Below are 21640 nucleotides of genomic sequence, written 5' to 3'. Positions count from 1 at the left end.
GAAAAATGAAGCTACGTGATTCTCTGGCGGAAAACCGCTCCATACGTCTGCAGGCCGAGGCCGCCACCTGGCAGGAAGCGGTGAAAATCGGCGTTGACCTGCTGGTGGCCGCCGATGTCGTCGAGCCGCGCTACTACCAGGCCATCCTGGACGGCGTCACACAGTTCGGCCCCTATTTCGTCATCGCCCCCGGCCTTGCCATGCCCCACGGCCGGCCGGAAGAGGGGGTCAAAAAAACCGGCTTTTCGCTGGTCACCCTGAAAACGCCGCTGCCATTCAACCATGAAGACAACGACCCGGTGGATATTCTGATCACCATGGCCGCCGTCGATGCCCATACCCATCAGGAGGTGGGCATTATGCAAATCGTGAATCTGTTTGAAGATGAAGCCAACTTCGACCGCCTGCGCGCCTGCCGCAGCGAGCAGGATGTGCTGAATTTAATTGACCAAACCGCCGCGGCGGCATGCTGATTAAGGAGCTTAACGATGTCTCATTTACCGATGTTGCAAGTTGCGCTGGATAACCAAACGCTGGCGGAGGCCTACCAGACCACCCGCATGATTGCCGAAGAAGTGGATATTATTGAAGTGGGCACCATCCTGTGCGTCGGCGAGGGCGTGCGCGCGGTGCGCGACCTGAAGTCCCTCTACCCGCACAAGATTGTGCTGGCGGATGCGAAAATCGCCGACGCCGGAAAAATTCTGTCGCGCATGTGCTTTACCGCCAACGCCGACTGGGTCACCGTCATTTGTTGCGCGGATATCAACACCGCCGCCGGCGCGCTAGAGATCGCCCGCGAATTCAACGGAGACGTCCAGATCGAACTGACCGGCTTCTGGACCTGGGAACAGGCGCAGGCCTGGCTGGATATCGGCATCCGGCAGGTGGTCTATCACCGCAGCCGGGACGCGCAGGCTGCGGGCATCGCCTGGAGCGAAACGGACATTAACGCCATTAAACGTCTGGCCGATATGGGCTTTAACGTTACCGTCACCGGGGGGCTGGCGTTGGCGGATCTGCCGCTGTTCAAGGGGATTCCCATCCATGTGTTTATCGCCGGGCGCAGTATCCGCGATGCCGCGGATCCGGTAGAGGCCGCGCGTCAATTCAAACACAGCATCGCTCAGCTTTGGGGATAAGGCGCGCTCATGCTCACGAAAACGGTTCCTCTCGGTATTTATGAAAAAGCGCTGCCGCCGGGCGAAAGCTGGCCGACGCGCCTGCAGTTGGCGAAAACGCTGGGCTTTGACTTTGTCGAAATGTCGGTGGATGAGAGCGACGGCAGATTGGCTCGGCTCGACTGGAGCCGCGAGCAACGCCTGGAGCTGGTCAAGGCGATCTCGCTTAGCGGCATTCGCGTGCCGTCCATGTGCCTGAGCGCCCACCGGCGCTTTCCTCTAGGCTCGGAAGATGACGAGATCCGCAACCACGGACTGGAAATTATGTTCAAGGCGATCCGCCTCGCCCAGGATATCGGCATCCGCGTCATCCAGCTGGCCGGTTACGACGTCTACTATCAGCAGGCCAACGATCTGACCCGCGAGCGTTTTCGCCACGGCCTGCGGCTGGCGGTGGAAATGGCCAGCCGGGCGCAGGTTACCCTGGCGATGGAGATCATGGATTATCCGTTAATGAACTCCATCAGCAAGGCGCTGGGCTATGCCAGCTACCTCAATAATCCGTGGTTCCAGCTCTATCCCGATATCGGCAACCTGTCGGCATGGGACAACGACGTTCAGATGGAGCTGAAGGCGGGAAAAGGCCATATCGTCGCCGTGCATGTCAAAGATACGCTGCCGGGAGTGTTCAAAAACGTGCCTTTCGGCAGCGGCGTGGTCGATTTTGCCCGCTGCTTTTCCACGCTGCGGGAAAGCGGCTACTGCGGCCCCTACCTGATCGAAATGTGGAGCGAAACCGCGCCCGACCCGCTAAAAGAGATCGCCGCGGCGCGGGACTGGGTTACCCGGCAGATGCGTCAGGCCGGCCTATCGGTAGAGGAGGAAGCGGCATGATGCAACAGCTTAAACAGCAGGTTTTTGCCGCGAATATGGCGCTGCCGCGCCACGGCCTGGTGACCTACACCTGGGGCAACGTCAGCGCCATCGATCGGCAGCGGCAGCTGGTGGCGATCAAACCTAGCGGCGTCGCTTACGCGGCCATGCAGGCGGAAGACATGGTGGTGGTGGATATGCAGGGAAAGACGGTGGAAGGCAGATATCGCCCCTCTTCCGATACCGCCACCCACCTGGAGCTGTATCGCCGCTATCCGCAAATCGGCGGGATTGTCCATACCCACTCCACCCATGCCACCGCCTGGGCGCAGGCGGGGCGGGCGATCCCGGCGCTGGGTACCACGCACGCCGACTATTTCTATGGCGATATCCCCTGCACCCGGCCCTTAACGGCGCAGGAAGTGGCCCAGGAGTACGAGCTGAATACCGGCGTGGCGATCGCCCATACCCTCGGCGACGGCAATCCGCTGCACACTCCGGGCATTATCGTTTACCAGCATGGGCCTTTCTGCTGGGGCAAAGATGCGGATGAAGCGGTGCACAACGCGGTGGTGATGGAGGAGGTGGCGAAAATGGCGTGGATTGCCTGTTCCATTAACCCGGATCTGCGTCCGATCGACGACTGGCTAATGAACAAACACTTTAGCCGCAAGCACGGCCCCAGCGCCTATTACGGACAGCGCTAGGCATCCGACAGCACCGCGCTGTCTGAAAAAGCAGGTCCCCGCCTACTTACCGCGGGGACGACGGGAATTTGCGCTTTTATCAACCGCCTGCATCCCCCCTGTGCTCGCCCCGTGAATCTCGATACTTAAACGATCGGCATTAGCCTAATACCCCCGTTTTTAATGTGACAATCATCATAAAATTGTTACCTCCATCACGCATAAATGTTTTTATTTGGTTAACCGTTGGCTAGTTTGTTTGTTTACGATTATTATAATGCTCGAAAACGAACATTTATTTTAATGGTGGAGGAACATTGTGGAAACCAAAGATCTGATTGTGATCGGCGGCGGCATTAACGGCGCAGGCATCGCCGCGGATGCCGCCGGGCGTGGCTTATCCGTCCTGCTACTGGAAGCCCAGGATCTGGCCTGCGCCACCTCCTCCGCCAGTTCCAAACTGATCCATGGCGGCTTACGCTATCTGGAACATTATGAGTTTCGTTTGGTGAGCGAAGCGCTTTCCGAACGCGAAACCCTGCTGAAAATGGCGCCGCATATCATTTTTCCCCTGCGCTTTCGCTTACCGCATCAGCCGCATCTGCGTCCGGCGTGGATGATCCGCATCGGCTTATTTATGTATGACCATATCGGAAAACGCGTCAGCCTGCCGGCCAGCAAAAGCGTGAAATTCGGCGCGAACTCCGTCTTGAATCCGCAATTGACTCAAGGCTTCGAATACTCGGACTGCTGGGTGGACGATGCGCGTCTGGTGGTGCTGAACGCCCAGGAGGTCGCTAAACACGGCGGCGAAGTACGTACCCGCACCAAGGTCGTCAGCGCCCGGCGCGAACAGGGCCTGTGGGTGGTTGAGGCCGTCGACTCGCTCAGCGGAGAAACGCTCACCTGGCGCGCCAAAGGTCTGGTCAACGCCACCGGCCCGTGGGTAAGGCAATTTTTTGATGACGGCTTACGGCTGAAATCGCCTTACGGGATCCGTCTGATCAAAGGCAGCCATATCGTCGTGCCCAGGGTGCACGATCAGCCCCAGGCGTATATTCTGCAGAATAAAGATCATCGCATTGTCTTCGTGATCCCCTGGCAGGATGCGTTTTCCATCATCGGCACCACCGATGTGGAGTATCGCGGCGATCCCCACCAGGTCAAAATCGACGAGAGCGAGATTAGCTATCTGTTGGAGGTGTATAACGATCACTTTAAACAGCCGCTTAGCCGTGACGATATTGTCTGGACCTACTCCGGCGTGCGGCCGCTGTGCGATGACGAGTCGGACTCCCCGCAGGCCATTACCCGCGATTACACGCTGTCGGTCAGCGATGAGCAAGGCCAGGCTCCGCTGTTATCCGTATTTGGCGGCAAGCTGACCACCTATCGTAAGCTGGCGGAGCATGCGCTGGATAAATTAGCGAAATACTATCCTCAGGCCGGAAAAGCCTGGACCAAAGACGCCGTATTGCCTGGCGGCGATATTTCCGGCTCGCGCGATGAGTACGCCGCCGCCCTGCGCCGCCGGTTTAATCTGCCGGAAGCGCTGGCCCGCCGCTACAGCCGGACATACGGCTCGCACAGCGAGTTGATTCTGGCGAATAGCAATGGACTCAAAGATCTGGGCGAACATTTCGGTCACGATCTGTATGAAGCGGAGCTGCGCTATCTGGTCGAGAAGGAGTGGGCGGTCACCCTGGACGATGTTATCTGGCGGCGTACCAAATTGGGTATGCGGCTAAATGAAGCGCAGCAACAGCGTATCAGCGAATGGCTGGGAGCATACCGCTATCGGGTGGCGCAGGTCAGCTAATTCCCTAACAGCAAAACGTTTACATTTTCGTAAACGTTTTGCATCACCGTAAAATATCGCCTCGGCGTTTTTGTTGTTTCTCGGCTTGAAAAACGTTTTTTTACGCCGCGTCATCCGCTAAATTGCTGCATGTCATTTTTAAATCCATTCCCATCTCTTTGCATATCCCGGCATAAATCAAAAAATAAATATATTCCTAACCAATCAACACGCTATATTTCCCAATATATTTACACTGCAAAAAAACAACAACAAAAAACCATTATTAACCATTGCACAGAACATTTAACTTAAATAACGAATCATATATCCATAACTTAAAAAATATTTATTAATAACGCGCTACTCCAGCTTATAAATAATAATAAGAATCAATAACAACAAGTATATTAAAAATAAATAATTTATAAGACACTAATCACATAATAAAAAAAATTATAACCGCATTATAAATAAGGTTAATAAAACGAATGAAAATGGCCTATAGTAAAGAGCATGATCTACTGTGGAATAGGACTCGGCCGCACATCGGCCAGGTAGCAAATTGATCGAACGCCATGGGGGAAATAAAGAGGAAATATCCATCGTTATTTATATTTTTATATAACGATTTTCAACCGGACATTCCTTTTATTCTCAGCCGTTTTTATCTTTGGTTTTTGCCATAGGTTTATTTCATGCTTATTTATTTCCAATAGGTTTCATACCGCGGGCGGCCGATGCCTTTGCGGTTTGAAAGTTATATACCCTAAATAATTCAGGTTGCAGGACAAAACGCGATCGTTTTGAACAACGCGCAGCGTTGACCCTTGACGGGCGGACCATTTATGCCCCCCTGAGCTTACTCAAGTAAGTGATGCGGGCGCCTAAACGCCGCCAACGCGCAGGCAACTTGAAGAGTGGCGGGCATAGGGAATACTCGGGTATGCGGGGGATAATAATTAAATGCCTAATCAGGTCGAACGTCCTTTACTGGATCTGGGATTAACAAGACTGGAGTTCCTGCGTATTTCAGGCAAAGGCCTGGCAGGAATAACTATCGCGCCGGCGCTGCTTTCCCTATTGGGGTGCCGACAAGAAGAAATCAACAGCGGCAGCGTCGGGCTGACGACCACGCCCAAAGGCGTACTGGTGACCAAAAGAGCCAGGTGCACCGGCTGCCACCGCTGCGAAACCGCCTGCACCGCCTACAACTACGGCAGCGTCGGCTCGTTCTTCTCGCGGGTGAAAATTCACCGCCACTTCTATTACGGCGACGGCGGCATCGGCTCCGGCGGCGGGCTGTACGGCAATCTTAATTTTACCACCGATACCTGCCGGCAGTGCAAAGACCCGGAATGTATGAAGGTCTGCCCGATAAAAGCCATCGCCTATAACGAGGAACGCGGTTGTATTACGGTTGACGATCGACGCTGTATTGGCTGCTCCGCCTGCACCACCGCCTGCCCGTGGATGATGGCGACGGTAAATCCGCAGATCAAAAAGTCCGGTAAATGCAATTTATGCGGCGAATGCGCCAGCGCTTGCCCGACAGGCGCATTAAGCATCATCGACTGGAAAGATATTACGGTCTGAACCGCGCAGACTATATCATCTACCCTAAATAATTCGAGTTGTAGGACAAAAACGGCAAAGCGTTTTTGAACAGCGCTTGCGCTGACCCCGAAGGGGTGAGGCCCTCAGGCCGAATAACGCGGCAAGCGAAGAAATCCCGATGAGCTTACACAAGTAAGTGATTCGGGTGACTGAGTGTAGCCAACGCACATGCAACTTGAAGTATGACGGGTATAGCCTTTATCGATAACGCTGCCCCACATGCAGGAAACAAATTATGATCAACGGTTGGACTGGCAATATATTACGCATTAATTTAAGCACCGGCGCTATCGCCAAAGAAGATTCCAGCAAATATAAGAAATTTATCGGCGGAATGGGATTTGGCTACAGAATTATGTATGACGAGGTCGCGCCGGGAACCAAACCTTTTGACGAAGCCAATAAGGTGATATTCGCCGTCGGGCCATTAACCGGTTCCGGCGCCCCCTGTAGTTCGCGCGTCAATATCACCTCATTATCGACATTTACCCGCGGCAATTTGGTTGTCGATGCGCATATGGGCGGTTTTTTCGCCGCCTATATGAAATACGCCGGCTACGACGCCATTATTATCGAAGGGAAATCGCCCAAGCCGGTGTGGATTAATATTCAGGACGATAAGGTCAGCATTGAAAATGCCGCCTTCCTGTGGGGAAAAGGCACCCGCGAAACCACGGAAGAAATTTGCCGGGCCACCAATGTCGAAGCCTGCGTCGCCGCCATCGGCCCGGCCGGAGAAAACCTGGTGCCGCTTTCCGGCATTCTGAACAGCCGCAACCATAGCGGCGGCGCCGGCACCGGCGCGGTTCTCGGCGCCAAGAACCTCAAAGCCATTGCGGTCATCGGCACCCGCGGCGTCAACGTCGCCGACCGGGAAGAGCTGAAAAACCTGAACGACTATATGATGACGCAGCTTATCGGCGCGAATAACAACCATGTCGTTCCCAGCACTCCGCAAGCCTGGGCGGAATACTCGGATCCGAAATCACGTTGGACGGCGCGCAAAGGGCTGTTCTGGGGAGCCGCGGAGGGCGGTCCGGTGGAAACCGGCGAAATTCCTCCCGGCAACCAGAACACCGTAGGCTTCCGCACCATGAAATCCGTCTTCGATCTCGGCCCGGCCGCGGAGAAATATACGGTGAAAATGGGCGGGTGCCACTCCTGTCCCATCCGCTGCATGTCGCAGTTGAACGTCCCCCAAGCCAAGCAGTATGGCGTGCCGACCACCGGCGGTAATACCTGCGTGGCGAATTTCGTCCACACCTCCATTTTCCCGCACGGCCCGAAAGATTTTGATGAAAAAGGCGACGGCAAGGTGGTGGGCAACCTGGTCGGGCTCAATATTTTCGACGACATGGGGCTATGGTGCAATTACGGCCAGCTGCACCGCGATTTCATCTACTGCTATAGCCACGGCGTTTTCAAACGCGTGCTGCCCGCCGAAGAGTACGCCGCCATCCGCTGGGATCAGTTGGAGGCCGGCGATCCGGCGTTCATCAAGGACTTCTATCATCGGCTGGCGCACCGCATCGGCGAGCTTAGCCATCTGGCCGACGGCTCTTACGAAATCGCCAAGCGCTGGGAGCTGGGCGAGGCTTACTGGAATAACAAGAAGAATAAGCTCTGGTCGCCGATGGGGTTCCCCGTTCACCATGCCAATGAAGCGTCGGCGCAGGTGGGGTCGATCGTCAACTGCATGTTTAACCGCGACGCGATGACGCACACCCATATCAACTATATCGGCAGCGGGCTGCCGTTAAAGCTGAAAAAAGAGATCGCCGCCGAGCTGTTCGGCTCCCCGGACGCGTACGACGACACCAAAAACTACACCCCGATCAACGAATACAAAGTGAAGTACGCCCAGTGGACCATCTTCAGAAGCTGCCTGCATGACGCCATCACGTTGTGCAACTGGGTCTGGCCGATGACCGCCTCGCCGCTCAAAAGCCGCGGCTATCGCGGCGATTTGGCGATGGAAGCCAAGTTCTTCGCGGCGGTGACCGGGGAAGCCACCACGGAAGCCAGTCTGGATCTGGCCGCCGAGCGTATCTTCACCCTGCACCGCGCTTATACCGTGAAGCTGATGAACACCACAGATATGCGCCATGAGCACGATCAGATCTGCGACTGGGTCTTTGATAAAGATCCGGACATTGAGGTGTTCACCGAAGGCACCGACAAAATGGAGCGGGAGGACATGAAAAAATCCCTGACGATGTTCTATACGGCGATGGGGTGGGACCCTGAACTCGGCTGCCCGACCAGGGAGACCCTGATCAGGCTGGGAATGGAAGATGTCGCCGACGATCTGGCGGCGCGAGATTTGCTTCCGGCATAGCGATAACGATTATGAAGACCCTATCCACATCGGAGTCGTCGGCGTCGGAAGAGCGTCACGACGCGCCGCCGGACTTGAGCAAAAGGCGGTTACTGCTGCCCCTGTCCCCGCGGTCCCAGGCGGCGAACGGCGACGCCGCGGCAAACACCGCGGCCGAACTGCAGGCGCCGTTTTTAACCGTCGCGGAGTATATCCGCCGCTGTTCGGCCGCGGGAGAGCTGATGGACAAACGGCGCCTTCAGGAGGCGCCCTATTCCCTGGACGAGCAAACCATCGACCTATTGTTTGAACAGATAGGCGCCAGCGAGGCCTGCGCGGATATCGCCGCCATCGGCGACGATAAAGCGCGCTATTACTACTCGGATCGAAGCATGAGCCGCAACTACGCCCGGCTGCTGGTTTTCACTCATGAACAGGACATCTGTAAAACCATCGCCGATACCGTTCGTTTCGAGTGCCAAACCTATCCGCGGCCTTACAAAGTGCAAATGCTGCGCTTCCCCCCCTACGCCTTCGAGCAGGAGAGGATCGACGACGCGCTGCGCTTTTTCGCCCAGTCCGAGGAGTTTGCGGATATCCGCCTTATCGCGGCCTCCAACGGCGAATCCTATCTGTTCAGCGAACGCTTCATGAGCGCCGGCAAGGCCAAAGGCCTATGTGAATGGATTGAAGTCGAACAGTATGAAAACCCTTAACCTTTTCCCCGCGACGCGCGACGGGAAAAAGAGCGATGTCGTGCAGTCACGACCCGGCTCACTGGAGAACTGATGAAAAAGCGAGTTTTGACACCTCGAATAAAACCGACTTTGCACGCTTCATTTTCAGGGGGGCAAGGAAGATGACATGTTCACGCCGTAACTTTGTCCTCGGCATGGGGTCGGTGATTTTTTTTAGCGCGCCGATCTTCTCCGCCCTGGGCGGAACGGATAAAAACAAACCGGTGCGCTACGCCATGATCCATGACGAAGTGCGCTGCAACGGCTGCAATATTTGCGCCGTGGCCTGCCATAAAGTGAATAAAGTCCCCGTCGGCGCGGCGCGTATGAGCATCGCCCATATTGCGATGACGCCGCCGGAACAGGGCAATATCTATCACTTTTTCCGCCACTCCTGCCAGCAGTGCGAAAACGCGCCCTGCATCTCCGTATGCCCGACGGGCGCCTCTTACCGCGACGAGAGCAACGGGATTGTGCGGGTGGACAAAGCGCAATGCATCGGCTGCGGCTACTGCATTTCCGCCTGCCCGTATCAGGTGCGTTACCTCAACCCCACCACCCGCGTTGCCGACAAATGCGATTTCTGTCTGGAGTCGCGGCTGAAAAAAGGCTTTCCGCCCATCTGCGTCAGCGCCTGTCCGCAAAACGCGCTTATTTTTGGCCGCGAGGATAGCGATGTCGTGCAGAGCTGGCTGAAAACGCACGAATATTATCAATACCAATTGCCCGACGTCGGCAAGCCGCATATTTATCGCCGCCCCGGCCCGCATGACGTCGAAAAGGTGAATGTATGAATATTATGCCGAACGCCGAACTGTTTCAGGCCCAGCTTTACCAGTACGTTTATATCTACACGCCCGATTTCTGGCCGGTATGGCTTATTCTGGCGGGACTCTTGTTTGCCGGCATGCTGGGCGTGCTGACGCTGCACGGACTGTTGCGTTACAAGCTCGCGCCGCCGCACGCCCGCTCGCACGAAGAGAAGGTCTATCTCTATTCGCGGGCCATCCGCCTCTGGCACTGGAGTAACGCGACGCTGTTTATTCTGCTGCTCGCCAGCGGGCTGCTCAACCATTTCGCCGTGGGGTCGGTAAAAGACACCGTGACGCTGGTCGCCCTGCATGAGGCGTGCGGATATCTGCTATTGGCCGGCTGGATCGCATTTGTCTTGATTAACGCGTTCGGCGGCAACGGGCACCATTACCTGATTAAACGCGACGGCTGGGGGAAACGCGCCTTTTTACAGGTTCGGTTTTATCTGTACGGCATCATTAAGGGGGAAGATCACCCCTTCCCGGCCACGCCGCGCGCCAAGTTTAATCCTCTGCAACAGGCCGCTTATCTCGGCGTGATGTACGCGCTGTTGCCCGCGCTGCTGGCGACCGGCGTGCTGTTAAGCAATCCGCTGTGGCTGCCGGCCGATTGGGCGCTGCTCAAGGCCTGGCTGCTGCCGCTGCATTTGGCGCTGGCCGTCGCCAGCCTGTTTTTCCTGTGCGGGCATATTTATCTGTGCACCACCGGGCGCACCCCGACCCAAACGTTCCGCTGTATGATCGACGGCTATCATCGTCACTAACGCGCGGCAGGAACCCCAGGCGAACATGAAAAAAATCACCAGCCAGCAGCTACGCGCGCTACGAGTCAGCCCGCAAATCTACCGCTGGTTCCTGCGCCGTTTTCCGCAGGGCGCGGAATATCGGGATATTCATCAGGCGCTGATAAGCGACGGATATGTCGAATGGCTGGAGAGTCTGGTGGCGTACAGCTATGCGCTCGGCTCCGGCTCGCCCCGGTTTATGGCGCAGGAGATCGGCGCCATACGGGAGATGGTCGAACGCCTGACCGCCGGCAATAGCGGATCGGTTGAGATAAAAACCCGCCCCCGGGGCGGGGAGTACGCGTCAAGCCTCCCCGGCGAAACGCAGCTGGCCGCAAGCGCCCCGGCGCTGGATATCGGCTGCACCGCCCTGCAGAGCAGGATCGCGTTATCCGGTCCCTATAATTTCGTCGGCAGCTGCGGCGCCGACAGCGGCATCGCCAGCGCCGGCTACGCCTGCCAGTTGGTCAGCGCCGGTTTTGCCGTAAAGATCGGCAATACCGGGCCGCACTGCCGTATCGGCAGCCTGGGCGGACGGGCGCGCATCAGTAACAGCGGGAACTCGGTCAAAATCAGCAGCGCGGGACGCGGCGCGCGCATCGCCAACAGCGGCATGCGCGGCTATATCAGCGGCGCCGGCGAATCCTCCAGCATCGCCAATGTGGGAAGCCTGTGCAAACTCGACGCGGCGGGCAGTGGAAGCCGCATCAGCAACGCAGGCAACAACGTATCCATTACCGCGACGGGCGAAAACGCCGTGGTGGCGTCGTCAGGCGGCGTCGACACGCTGGTGCTGGGCAAAGGCGGCTGCGCCGCGCTGAGCTATCACGATGGCGTCCGCACCCGCTTTCTGCTGGTGTATGAGGGGGAAAACGGCGTCGTCGCCGGGGTGAAATACCGCATTAACGATTTATTTGAATTGGAGGCATGCGGCTAAGGAAAAATTAACGCGGGAAATGCGTCCCCATACCGCTCACAACGCGGTCAGCGTGCGAAGCGTGTCCGGATTTTTTTCCACCATTTTAATCAAGAAAACCGCTTGTGGATTAGGTTTTGCCCCGCCTTGTTCCCAGTTCTGCTAGGTTGTTTCTGCGGTATGAAGATACTGCGCGAAAACCGCCGCGTTTCCCTTTACCTCGTCTATTGTCGCCGAAGCGAACTTTTCTAAGCCCTCCGGTGTGCTGAATAACGTCGCCGCATTGCGGGCAAGCCAGGAGCAACTGGCGCGCAAGGTGCGGCAAGTATGGACACTGCCAAAAAATTTAGCGCTGGAACGCCAGCGCTCCGCAATCAACCGCTATAGCCGAATCGGCTTGATGTTCCAGATCTCCTCGGCATACTCGGCGATGGTTCTATCGGAAGAGAAATAGCCCATGCCGGCGATGTTGCGCGCGGTGCAGCGCGCCCATTCGTCCGCGTTGCGGTAAAACTCATCCACCCGATCCTGGGTATCCACATAGCTGCGGTAGTCGGCCAGCAGCTGATAGTAGTCGCCGAAATTCACCAGTGAATCGAACAGATCGCTATAGCGCCGGCTGTCATCCGGGCTAAAAACGCCGGTGGCGATCTGCGTAAGCACCCGGTGCAGTTCATCGTCCTTGTCGTAGTATTCCCGCGGGTTGTAGCCGTTCTGGCGCAGCGTTTCCACCTGTTCGGCGGTATTGCCGAAAATAAACATGTTCTCTTCGCCGATATGTTCCAGCATCTCCACGTTCGCCCCGTCCAGGGTGCCGATGGTCAACGCGCCGTTCAGCGCGAATTTCATATTGCTGGTGCCGGAGGCCTCCGTCCCCGCCAGAGAGATCTGTTCGGAAAGATCCGCGGCCGGAATGATGATCTGCGCCAGGCTGACGCCATAGTTAGGGATAAAGACCACCTTCAGCCGGTCGCGCACCGCCGGATCGTTGTTGATCACCTGCGCCACGTCGTTGATCAGGTTGATAATATGTTTGGCCATGTAGTACGCCGACGCGGCCTTGCCGGCGAAGATCGCCACGCGCGGCACCGCATCAAGGGAGGGATCGTCCTTAATGCGGTTATAGCGGGTGATAATATGCAGCACGTTGAGCAACTGGCGTTTGTATTCGTGAATACGCTTGATCTGCACATCGAACAGCGCGTTGGGATTGACGACGATATTTAAATTCTCCGCGATATACTCGGCCAGGCGCTGTTTATTCTCCAGCTTGGCCTGGCGAATGCGCTGCACGAACGCCGGATAGTCGATATGCGGCTTTAGCTCGTCAAGCTGGCTCAGGTCGGTACGCCAGGTCTGTCCGATGGTGTCGTCCAACACTGCGGCAAGCGGACGGTTGGCCAGCGCCAGCCAGCGCCGGGGGGTAACGCCGTTGGTTTTGTTGCAGAAGCGGTTGGGGAATAAACGCGCAAAGTCGGCGAACAGCGACTGCACCATCAGGTCCGAATGCAGTTCCGACACCCCGTTGACCTTATGGCTGGCGACCACCGCCAGCCAGGCCATACGGACTCGGCGTCCGTTGGTCTCCTCGATAATGGAGACGCGCGCCAGCAGATCGTTGTCGCCGGGGAACTGCTGTTGCACGAACGCCAGAAAATGCTCGTTGATCTCAAAAATCAACTGCAGGTGGCGCGGCAAAATTTTGCCCAGCATATCCACCGGCCAGGTTTCCAGCGCTTCCTGCATCAGCGTGTGGTTGGTATAGGAGAAGACCTTGCCGACCACGTCCCAGGCGTCCTGCCACTTGAACTTGTGCTCATCGATCAGCAGACGCATCAATTCGGGGATTGCCAGTACCGGATGAGTATCATTCAGGTGAATGGCGAACTTCTCCGCCAGATTGGCGTAGGTTTTATGCATCATCCAGTGGCGGTTGAGGATATCCTGCACCGTGGCGGACACCAGAAAATACTCCTGCCGCAGGCGCAGTTCGCGCCCTGAGTAGGTTGAATCGTCGGGATAAAGCACCCGGGATACGTTTTCCGAGTGGTTTTTATCCTCAACCGCGGCAAAATAGTCGCCCTGGTTGAATTTGCCCAGGTTGATTTCATTACTGGCCTGCGCGCTCCATAAGCGCAGGGTGTTGGTCGCATCGGTATCGAAACCGGGAATGATCTGATCATAAGCGCAGGCGATAACCTCCTCGGTTTCCAGCCAGCGGGCCTTGCTGCCCTCCTGCTGAACACGGCCGCCAAAGCGCACTTTGTAGCGCGTGCTGTGGCGGGCAAACTCCCATGCGTTGCCGTACTCCAGCCAGTAATCCGGCGATTCGGCCTGCTGGCCGTTGACGATGTTCTGCTTAAACATGCCGTATTCATAGCGGATGCCGTAGCCGCGTCCCGGTAGCGCCATGGTCGCCAGCGAATCCAGAAAGCAGGCCGCCAGCCGCCCCAGGCCGCCGTTGCCCAGGCCGGGATCGTTCTCCTCCTGTAATAGATCGTCCAGCTCCAGCCCCATGCCGTCCAGCGCCGCGTTTAAATCGTCATACAGCCCCATCGCCAGTAGGGCGTTCGACAGCGTGCGCCCCAGCAGAAACTCCATCGACAGGTAGTAAACCTGGCGCACATCCTGCGACAGCTGCGCCCGGTTGGAGCGCAGCCAGCGTTCGACCATGCGATCGCGCACCGCCAGCAGCGTGGCGTTCAGCCAGTCGTGCTTGGTGGCTATCGCCGGATCTTTGCCCACCGCGAACATCAGCTTGTAGGCGATAGAGTGTTTCAGCGCTTCCACACTGAGCGTTGGTGAAGCATAGCTAAACGGCGTGTTCATGATATTCATTCCCCAATGAGCGTCATCATAAGCGTTGATACAGCGCGCGATAAGCCTGCGCGGCCGCCTGCCAACTGAAATCCATCGCCATCGCCTGACGCTGCACATAGCGCCAGAGAGTCGGGCGCGCCCACAGAACAAAGACGCGGCGAATTGCCCGGGATAGCGATCCCACGTTACAATCGTTAAACACAAAACCGCTCGCCAGACCATCCGCCAGATTTTCCAGCGAACAATCCGCAACCGTATCCGCCAGCCCGCCGGTGCGGCGCACCAGCGGCAGGGTGCCGTATTTCAGCCCGTAGAGCTGCGTCAAACCGCAGGGCTCGAAGCGGCTGGGCACCATGATGACATCCGCCCCGCCGATAATGCGGTGCGAAAAGGCTTCGTGGTAGCCAATCTGCACCCCCACCTGCCCGTGATACTTCGCCGCCGCCGCCAAAAATCCCTCCTGCAGCGACGCGTCGCCCGCCCCCAACACCACCAGCTGTCCGCCCTGATCCAGCAAGTCGGGGATCGCGCTGAGCGCGATATCCAGCCCCTTCTGGCTGGTAAGGCGGCTGACGATGGCGAACACCGGCGCTTTTTCATCCAGCCTGAGTCCCATCGCCGTTTGCAGATGCCGTTTATTCTCCGCCTTGTCGAGCAGCGCATCCCGGTTGTAATGACGAGTCAGCAGCGGGTCATGCGCCGGATCCCAGATGGCGTCGTCGACGCCGTTGAGAATGCCGGACAGACGCCCTTCCGCCTCGCGGGTTTTTAATAACCCCTCCATGCCATAGCCGTACGCCGGCAGGGTAATTTCATGCGCATAGGTCGGGCTGACCGTGGTCACATGATCGGCGTAATAGAGTCCCGCCTTGAGATAAGAGATCTGTCCGTAGAACTCCAGCCCGTAAATCTGAAAAAATTCCGGCGGCAGTTGCAGCTCGGCCATATGCCGGGCGTCAAACAACCCCTGATAGGCTAAATTATGGACGGTAAATACCGATTTTGCCGGTCTGCCGCGCGCGGCCAGATAAGCGCACGTTAAACCGGCGTGCCAGTCATGGGCGTGCACCACCTCCGGCCGCCAGTAGGGATCCAGCCCGCAGGCCAGCTCACAGCCTATCCAGCCCAGCAGCGCAAAGCGCAAATAGTTATCCGCATACGCATACTGCTCGGGATTGTGGTAAGGGCTGCCCGCGCGCTGGTACAGCGCCGGAGCGTCGATCAGATAGATGCCGACGCCGTTAAAGTGGCCGTGCAGCAGCGTGACATGCCCGGCGAACGTATCGCGCGCGCACACGATTTGCGTATTGGCGATACCCTGCTTCAGATCGGGAAACGCCGGCAGCACGACCCGGACGTCCATGCCGGTTTGAATCTGCGCTGCGGGCAAGGCCCCGGTCACATCCGCCAACCCCCCGGTTTTCAATAGCGGAAACAGCTCTGAACAAACATGTAATACCCGCATCATGACTCCTGTATTGGTCCCAACCTCTTTACGTCTTGTTGCCCGTCGTTCCCGCTTTTTATTCCGTTGTCCCTCGTTTTTCGTTATCCCCGCGCAGGCGGGGATAACGGACTGGCGTTATATTTTTTCCAGCATCGCCCTCGTCACCAGCACCACCCCTTCATCCGAACGGTAGAAACGGCGGCTGTCCTCTTCCGCGTTTTCTCCCACGATGGTGCCTTCCGGGAGTTGGCAGGCGCGGTCGATCACGCAGCGGCGTAAACGGCAGGAGCGGCCGACGACGACATCCGGCAGCAACACCGTTGAATCGATGCTGCAAAATGAATTAACCCGCACGCGGGGAAACAGCACCGAGTGAGTCACCACCGAACCGGACACGATGCAGCCGCCCGAAACCAGCGAGTTCATGGTCATACCGTGGCTGCCGGAGTGGTCCTGCACGAACTTGGCCGGCGGCAGCGACTCTATCGCCGAGCGAATCGGCCAGTTGCGGTCGTACATATCCAGCTCCGGTGTAACGGACGCCAAATCGAGGTTGGCCTGCCAGTAGGCCTCCAGCGTGCCGACGTCCCGCCAGTAGGGCCGGGCGCTGTCGCCGGACGTGACGCAGGATAAGGTGAAAGGGTGCGCCCAGGCCGCGCCCTGCGCGACGATTTTGGGGATCAGATCCTGACCGAAATCATGCTTGGAATCCGTCACGCAGACATCCTCTTCCAGCAGGCGATACAGATACTCGGCGTTAAATACATAAATCCCCATGCTCGCCAGCGCCATATCCGGGTTATCCGGCATCGGCACCGGCTGCGCCGGTTTTTCGGCGAAATCGAGGATGCGATGCCGGGCGTCGACGCTCATCACGCCAAAGGCGCCGGCCTCTTTCAGCGGCACCGGCAGGCAGGCCACGGTACACTCCGCGCCTTTTTCCACATGGTCGATCAGCATGCGCGAGTAATCCATCTTGTAGATATGATCGCCCGCCAAGATCACCACATACTCCGCCCGGTAACGGCGGATGATATCCAGGTTCTGGCACACCGCGTCGGCGGTGCCGCGATACCAGTGCTCGGTCTCGTTACGCTGCTGCGCGGGCAGCAGATCGATAAACTCGTTCATTTCCACATTCAGGAAAGACCAGCCGCGCTGAATATGCTGCACCAGCGTGTGCGACTGATACTGGGTGATCACGCCGATACGGCGGATACCGGAATTGAGGCAGTTGGACAGGGCGAAATCAATGATGCGGAATTTCCCGCCGAAGTGGACGGCCGGCTTGGCGCGTAACGCCGTCAAGCCTTTTAGGCGGGTTCCCCGTCCCCCCGCCAGAATCAGCGCCACGGACTTCAGCGGCAGTTGTCTCGCCAGCATCAGGGGATCGTTTTTGTCGTTGTTCACCATGGCTTACTCCTTCTTATTTTGTCAGGATACAGACTGCCGGCGCCGCTCCTTGCCATAGCCCCTCGCTGATGCGATACGCTTTTTCATCAAACGGAGGGGAGACTTTCCACCGCCCCGGCGGCAGCGTGAAATCCACCGCCTGCTCGCCGGCGTTAATCAGCAATAACCAGCGCTCCGAAAGCAAAATTTGCAACCGGGGCGCGCCCTGCTCCCACTGCTGCGGCGTCAGCGGTTGCCCCGTGCTATCCAGCCACCGCACGGCGCCGTCGCCATCCCGCCACCATGCGTCCTGCCGCAACGCCGGTATCGCGCGGCGCAGGCGGATTAGCCCGGCGGTAAAGCGCGTCAGCGCCTCGTCGGCCTTATCCCAGTTCAGCCAGGTCAGTTCGTTATCCTGACAGTAGGCGTTATTGTTGCCCTGCTGGCTGTTTCCCAACTCATCCCCCGCCAGCAGCATGGGCGTTCCCTGTGACAGCAGCAGCGTGGTCAGCAACGCGCGCTGGCTGGCCTGACGGCGGCGGCGCGTCTCCTCATCGGCGTCCAGCCCCTCGACGCCGTGGTTATTGCTGAAATTGTTGTCGGCGCCGTCGCGGTTCTCTTCGCCGTTGGCCTGGTTGTGCTTATGGTTGAAACTGACCAGATCGCGCAGGGTGAAGCCATCATGGGCGGTAAGTTTGTTCACCGAGGCGTAAGGCAGGCGATCGTGATGCTGGAAGAGGTCGCTGGAGGCGGCGAAGCGCCGGGCGAAAACGCCGAGCGGAATATCGCCGTGCAGCCAGAAACGGCGCATATCGTCGCGATAGCGGTCGCTCCATTCGGCGAACGGCGCCGGGAAGTTCCCCAACTGGTAGCCGCCGTTCCCCAGATCCCACGGCTCGGCGATCAGCTTGCACCCCTGCAGCCGCGGATCGTTTTTCATCGCCGTCAATAACGGCGCCGATGGGTTGAAATCCGGCGTACGCCCCAGCACCGTCGCCAGATCGAAGCGGAAACCGTCGACGTGGCAGACCTCGCGCCAGAAACGCAAACAGCCCATCACCCACTCGACGACCGCCGGATGGTTAAGACGCAGCGCGTTGCCGCAGCCCGTCCAGTTGTGGTATTCGCCGCGTTCGTTAAGCCAATAGTAGCTGCGGTTATCAATGCCGCGCAGCGAAAGGGTCGGCCCCGCCGCATCCAGCTCGGCGCTGTGGTTAAATACCACGTCCAGAATGACTTCGATGCCGGCCCGGTGCAGCGTTTTTACCGCCCCGCGGAACTCGTTCAGCGCATCCTCGCCCGAGGAGAGGCCGTTATCCGCCGCGAACGGCAGCAATACGTTATAGCCCCAGTAGTTGCGCAACCCCATCCGCTGAAGCCTAGGCTCGTCGGCGTGTTGCTGAACCGGCAGCAGTTCCAGCGCGGTGATCCCCAGCGTTTGCAGATAGTCGATAATCGCCGGATGGCCCAGCGCGGCGTAGCTGCCGCGTATCTCCGGCGGGATGTCGGGGCGCATCTGGGTCAGCCCGCGCACATGGGCTTCATAAATCACGGTCTGACGCCAGGGCGTTTGCGGATACGCGTCGTCCTGCCAGTCGTACCGCTCATCGACGACGACGCATTTGGGCATCACCTGCGCGCTGTCGCGCTCGTCGCGCCGGTCGATTCCGCCGTGCAGGCAGTCGTCGTCCGCCACCCAGCCATCCAGCTGGCGCGCGCAGGGGTCCAGCAGCAGTTTATGCGGATTAAACCTCAGCCCCTGCGCCGGCTCGAACGGCCCATCCACCCGAAAGCCATAGCGCAGCCCCGGCCCGGCGCCGGGCAGATAGCCATGCCAGACGTCGCCGCTGCGCGCGGTTAACGCCAGCCGCCGCTCCTGCTGATGGGCATCGAACAGACATAACTCCACCCGCTGCGCCTGTGCCGAAAACAGCGCGAAATTAACGCCCGCGCCGTCAAAGCTCGCGCCCAGAGGGTCCGGGCTGCCCGCCTGCAATTCCGTCATTCATGCCTCTCTCGCCAAATAGAGCGTCGCCAGGGGAGGAAGAGTCAGCGCCAGCGACTGAGGCCGCTGGTGGCTGGCGATCGCTTCGCTGTGAACCGCGCCTTCATTACCCAGATTGCCGCCGTGGTAGTAACAGGAGTCCGTATTGATGATTTCCCGCCAGCGTCCGGGCTGATTAATCCCGATGCGATAGCCATAGCGGGGAACCGGGGTAAAATTACTCACCACCAGAATTTCATTGCCCCGCGCGTCGCGGCGCGCAAAAGCGAACACCGAGTTCTCCCGGTCGTCCACCACCAGCCACTCAAAGCCCTGCGGCTGAAAATCCAATTGGTACAACGGCGGCTGCCGGCGGTAACAGTGATTCAGGTCGCGCACCAGGCGCTGCACGCCGCGGTGCCAGCCCTCCGGCTCGTCCAGCAGATGCCAGTCCAGACTGGCGTCGTGGTTCCACTCGCGCCCCTGGGCGAATTCGCCCCCCATAAACAGCAGTTTTTTACCGGGATAGGCCCACATAAAGCCGTAGTATGCCCGCAGATTGGCGAATTTCTGCCAGGCGTCGCCGGGCATCCGATCGAGCAGGGAGCGTTTGCCGTGCACCACTTCATCGTGGGAAAGCGGCAGGACGAAGTTTTCGCTGTAGGCATACAGCATGCCGAAGGTCAGCCGATCGTGGTGATATTTGCGGTAAATCGGGTCAAGCTGCATATAGGAGAGGGTGTCGTGCATCCAGCCCATGTTCCATTTGTAATGGAACCCCAGCCCGTTGCAGTCGGGCGGCAGGGTCACGCCCGGATAGTCGGTCGACTCTTCCGCCACGGTCACCGCGCCCGGCGCGGCATGTCCCAGCATCTGGTTGGTGTAGCGCAGGAAGGCGATCGCCTCCAGATTCTCTCTGCCGCCATAGCTGTTCGGCACCCACTGCCCCGCGGTGCGGCTGTAGTCGCGATAAATCATGGAAGCGACGGCGTCCACCCGCAGTCCGTCGATAGCGTAGCGCTCCATCCAGAACAGGGCGTTGCCCGCCAGATAGTTGCGCACCTCATGACGGCCGTAGTTATAGATCAGGGTATTCCAATCCTGGTGATAGCCCTCGCGGGGGTCGGCATATTCATAGAGCGCCGTGCCGTCGAACTGCGCCAGGCCGTACTCATCGCCGGGAAAATGCCCCGGCACCCAGTCCAGCAGCACGTTGATGCCCGCCTCATGAAATGCGTCGATAAACGTTCTGAACTCTTGCGGCGTGCCGAAACGGCGCGTCGGCGCATACAGGCCGAGCGGCTGATAGCCCCAGCTGCCGTCGAACGGGTGCTCATTGATGGGCATCAGTTCGACGTGCGTGAACCCCATCTCCTTGATATAAGGGATAAGCTGTTCCGCCAGCTCCTGATAGCTGAGCCAGAAATTGTTATCCGTATGTCTGCGCCAGGAGCCGAGGTGCACTTCATAAATCGCGATCGGCGCCTGCAGCCCGTTGGCCTGACGGCGCGCCTCATTAATCGTCGCTTTCTCCGGCAAGCGGGTAATCAGCGACGCGGTATCCGGGCGCATCTGCGCTTCGAAAGCGTAAGGGTCGGCCTTCAGGCGCACCTTGCCATGGCGGTCGATAATTTCATATTTATACAGCTCCCCGGGCGCCACGGCGGGCAGAAACAGCTCCCAGACGCCGTTTTCCCGGCGCAGGCGCATCGGGTGGCGGCGGCCGTCCCAGAAGTTGAACGCGCCGACGACGGAGACCCGCCGGGCATTCGGCGCCCAGACGGCAAAACGCACGCCCGCCACGCCGTCCAGCGTTTCCACATGCGCGCCCAGGCGTTCATACGGGCGTAAGTGCGTCCCTTCCGCCAATAACCAGATATCCAGATCCTGCAGCAGCGGCCCGAAGCGATAGGGATCTTCAATCAGATACGTCTCCTGCCCCCAGGTCACGGCCAATTGATAATGAAAAGGATTTTTTCTGCGCGGTAATACGGCGCAAAAAAAACCGCGTTCATCATAACGTTGCAGCTGCGCCACTTTATGACCGCGGCTGCTTTCTACCACCCACACTTCCCGGGCGTCGGGCAATAATGCGCGTACCTCGATTCCCTTCGAGGTTTTATGCATCCCCAATAGCGAAAAGGGATCGGCATAATGTCCGGCAATAAGTGAATTAATCGCATCAGAAAACTCCAGCATGGTATTCATCCTCTGATTAACCATTTGAATTAAATAAACATGTTATATAAACCCGTTATCACGATGCGGTTACATTCCTCCCGATATTATTTAAAAAATAAATAAAAACAATTAGTTAAAAATAATTGGCGTTAGG

Annotated in this window: 16 protein-coding genes and 1 pseudogene; 11 read left to right on the top strand and 6 right to left on the bottom strand. The window is 58.0% G+C overall.

The features are described 5' to 3' along the window. Positions 1 to 5: 5 nt before the first annotated feature. From ulaC to ydhT, 11 genes are all read left to right on the top strand, one after another. A complete protein-coding gene (gene ulaC / locus VSX58_RS14505) occupies positions 6 to 473 on the top strand; it encodes a PTS ascorbate transporter subunit IIA (RefSeq protein WP_327618715.1) in 468 nt (155 codons plus the stop codon). A 15-nt stretch (positions 474 to 488) separates the two neighbouring features. Next, positions 489 to 1142 (top strand): 3-keto-L-gulonate-6-phosphate decarboxylase UlaD, encoded by a 654-nt coding sequence (locus tag VSX58_RS14500; RefSeq protein WP_327618714.1) that lies wholly within the window; start codon positions 489 to 491, stop codon positions 1140 to 1142. Positions 1143 to 1151: 9 nt separating this feature from the next. Then, the gene (locus tag VSX58_RS14495) at positions 1152 to 2015 is read left to right on the top strand and encodes an L-ribulose-5-phosphate 3-epimerase (protein WP_327618713.1); all 864 of its coding nucleotides are present in this window, start codon (positions 1152 to 1154) and stop codon (positions 2013 to 2015) included. Beyond that, positions 2015 to 2701 (top strand): L-ribulose-5-phosphate 4-epimerase, encoded by a 687-nt coding sequence (locus VSX58_RS14490; protein WP_327618773.1) that lies wholly within the window; start codon positions 2015 to 2017, stop codon positions 2699 to 2701. Before VSX58_RS14495 ends, VSX58_RS14490 begins: the two co-directional genes overlap by 1 nt. A gap of 298 nt (positions 2702 to 2999) precedes the next feature. Continuing rightward, positions 3000 to 4499 (top strand): glycerol-3-phosphate dehydrogenase, encoded by a 1500-nt coding sequence (gene glpD / locus VSX58_RS14485; protein ID WP_327618712.1) that lies wholly within the window; start codon positions 3000 to 3002, stop codon positions 4497 to 4499. A 945-nt stretch (positions 4500 to 5444) separates the two neighbouring features. Then, positions 5445 to 6074: a ferredoxin-like protein gene (locus VSX58_RS14480; protein WP_327618711.1), complete on the top strand. Its 630-nt coding sequence runs from the start codon at positions 5445 to 5447 to the stop codon at positions 6072 to 6074. Positions 6075 to 6330: 256 nt separating this feature from the next. Then, on the top strand, positions 6331 to 8433 hold the full coding sequence (locus tag VSX58_RS14475; RefSeq protein ID WP_327618710.1) for an aldehyde ferredoxin oxidoreductase: 2103 nt from the start codon (positions 6331 to 6333) through the stop codon (positions 8431 to 8433). An 11-nt stretch (positions 8434 to 8444) separates the two neighbouring features. After that, positions 8445 to 9128, top strand: a complete 684-nt coding sequence (locus VSX58_RS14470) for a YdhW family putative oxidoreductase system protein (RefSeq protein ID WP_327618709.1) — start codon at positions 8445 to 8447, stop codon at positions 9126 to 9128. 143 nt (positions 9129 to 9271) lie between these two features. Beyond that, positions 9272 to 9943 carry a 4Fe-4S dicluster domain-containing protein gene (locus VSX58_RS14465; protein ID WP_327618708.1) on the top strand — a complete coding sequence of 224 codons (672 nt, stop codon included), beginning with the start codon at positions 9272 to 9274 and terminating at the stop codon, positions 9941 to 9943. Next, on the top strand, positions 9940 to 10725 hold the full coding sequence (phsC, locus tag VSX58_RS14460; RefSeq protein WP_327618707.1) for a thiosulfate reductase cytochrome B subunit: 786 nt from the start codon (positions 9940 to 9942) through the stop codon (positions 10723 to 10725). The genes VSX58_RS14465 and phsC overlap by 4 nt, the downstream gene beginning before the upstream one ends. A 25-nt stretch (positions 10726 to 10750) precedes the next feature. Then, a complete protein-coding gene (gene ydhT / locus VSX58_RS14455) occupies positions 10751 to 11683 on the top strand; it encodes a protein YdhT (RefSeq protein ID WP_327618706.1) in 933 nt (310 codons plus the stop codon). Between the two features lie 36 nt (positions 11684 to 11719). Here ydhT and VSX58_RS14450 read toward each other — a convergent pair. The 6 genes and pseudogenes from VSX58_RS14450 to glgB all read right to left on the bottom strand — a co-directional run bounded on the left by VSX58_RS14450 (position 11720) and on the right by glgB (position 21504). Continuing rightward, positions 11720 to 11977, bottom strand: a pseudogene (locus VSX58_RS14450) (helix-turn-helix domain-containing protein). Positions 11978 to 12043: 66 nt separating this feature from the next. Further along, positions 12044 to 14491 (bottom strand): glycogen phosphorylase, encoded by a 2448-nt coding sequence (glgP, locus tag VSX58_RS14440; protein WP_327618705.1) that lies wholly within the window; start codon positions 14489 to 14491, stop codon positions 12044 to 12046. A 25-nt stretch (positions 14492 to 14516) separates the two neighbouring features. Then, positions 14517 to 15947, bottom strand: coding sequence for a glycogen synthase GlgA (gene glgA, locus VSX58_RS14435; RefSeq protein ID WP_327618772.1), 1431 nt, complete (start codon positions 15945 to 15947; stop codon positions 14517 to 14519). A gap of 117 nt (positions 15948 to 16064) precedes the next feature. Beyond that, positions 16065 to 17342 carry a glucose-1-phosphate adenylyltransferase gene (gene glgC, locus VSX58_RS14430; RefSeq protein ID WP_327618704.1) on the bottom strand — a complete coding sequence of 426 codons (1278 nt, stop codon included), beginning with the start codon at positions 17340 to 17342 and terminating at the stop codon, positions 16065 to 16067. A 13-nt stretch (positions 17343 to 17355) separates the two neighbouring features. Continuing rightward, positions 17356 to 19326, bottom strand: a complete 1971-nt coding sequence (gene glgX / locus VSX58_RS14425) for a glycogen debranching protein GlgX (protein WP_327618703.1) — start codon at positions 19324 to 19326, stop codon at positions 17356 to 17358. Continuing rightward, entirely contained in the window at positions 19327 to 21504 is a 2178-nt protein-coding gene (gene glgB / locus VSX58_RS14420) for a 1,4-alpha-glucan branching enzyme (protein ID WP_327618702.1), read from the bottom strand. Positions 21505 to 21640: the final 136 nt, after the last annotated feature.

The organism is Brenneria populi (genome assembly GCF_036016195.1).
Lineage (GTDB): Bacteria > Pseudomonadota > Gammaproteobacteria > Enterobacterales > Enterobacteriaceae > Brenneria > Brenneria populi.
The sequence above is the reverse complement of the archived record's forward strand: the minus strand, read 5'-3'. Positions and strand labels throughout refer to the sequence as shown.

Bases quoted from the DNA above. Each gene is read 5' to 3' on its own strand.
- ulaC (WP_327618715.1), top strand. From the start codon at position 6: ATGAAGCTACGTGATTCTCTGGCGGAAAACCGCTCCATACGTCTGCAG.
- VSX58_RS14500 (WP_327618714.1), top strand. From the start codon at position 489: ATGTCTCATTTACCGATGTTGCAAGTTGCGCTGGATAACCAAACGCTG.
- VSX58_RS14495 (WP_327618713.1), top strand. From the start codon at position 1,152: ATGCTCACGAAAACGGTTCCTCTCGGTATTTATGAAAAAGCGCTGCCG.
- VSX58_RS14490 (WP_327618773.1), top strand. From the start codon at position 2,015: ATGCAACAGCTTAAACAGCAGGTTTTTGCCGCGAATATGGCGCTGCCG.
- VSX58_RS14480 (WP_327618711.1), top strand. From the start codon at position 5,445: ATGCCTAATCAGGTCGAACGTCCTTTACTGGATCTGGGATTAACAAGA.
- VSX58_RS14475 (WP_327618710.1), top strand. From the start codon at position 6,331: ATGATCAACGGTTGGACTGGCAATATATTACGCATTAATTTAAGCACC.
- VSX58_RS14470 (WP_327618709.1), top strand. From the start codon at position 8,445: ATGAAGACCCTATCCACATCGGAGTCGTCGGCGTCGGAAGAGCGTCAC.
- VSX58_RS14465 (WP_327618708.1), top strand. From the start codon at position 9,272: ATGACATGTTCACGCCGTAACTTTGTCCTCGGCATGGGGTCGGTGATT.
- phsC (WP_327618707.1), top strand. From the start codon at position 9,940: ATGAATATTATGCCGAACGCCGAACTGTTTCAGGCCCAGCTTTACCAG.
- ydhT (WP_327618706.1), top strand. From the start codon at position 10,751: ATGAAAAAAATCACCAGCCAGCAGCTACGCGCGCTACGAGTCAGCCCG.
- glgP (WP_327618705.1), bottom strand. From the start codon at position 14,491: ATGAACACGCCGTTTAGCTATGCTTCACCAACGCTCAGTGTGGAAGCG.
- glgA (WP_327618772.1), bottom strand. From the start codon at position 15,947: ATGCGGGTATTACATGTTTGTTCAGAGCTGTTTCCGCTATTGAAAACC.
- glgC (WP_327618704.1), bottom strand. From the start codon at position 17,342: ATGGTGAACAACGACAAAAACGATCCCCTGATGCTGGCGAGACAACTG.
- glgX (WP_327618703.1), bottom strand. From the start codon at position 19,326: ATGACGGAATTGCAGGCGGGCAGCCCGGACCCTCTGGGCGCGAGCTTT.
- glgB (WP_327618702.1), bottom strand. From the start codon at position 21,504: ATGCTGGAGTTTTCTGATGCGATTAATTCACTTATTGCCGGACATTAT.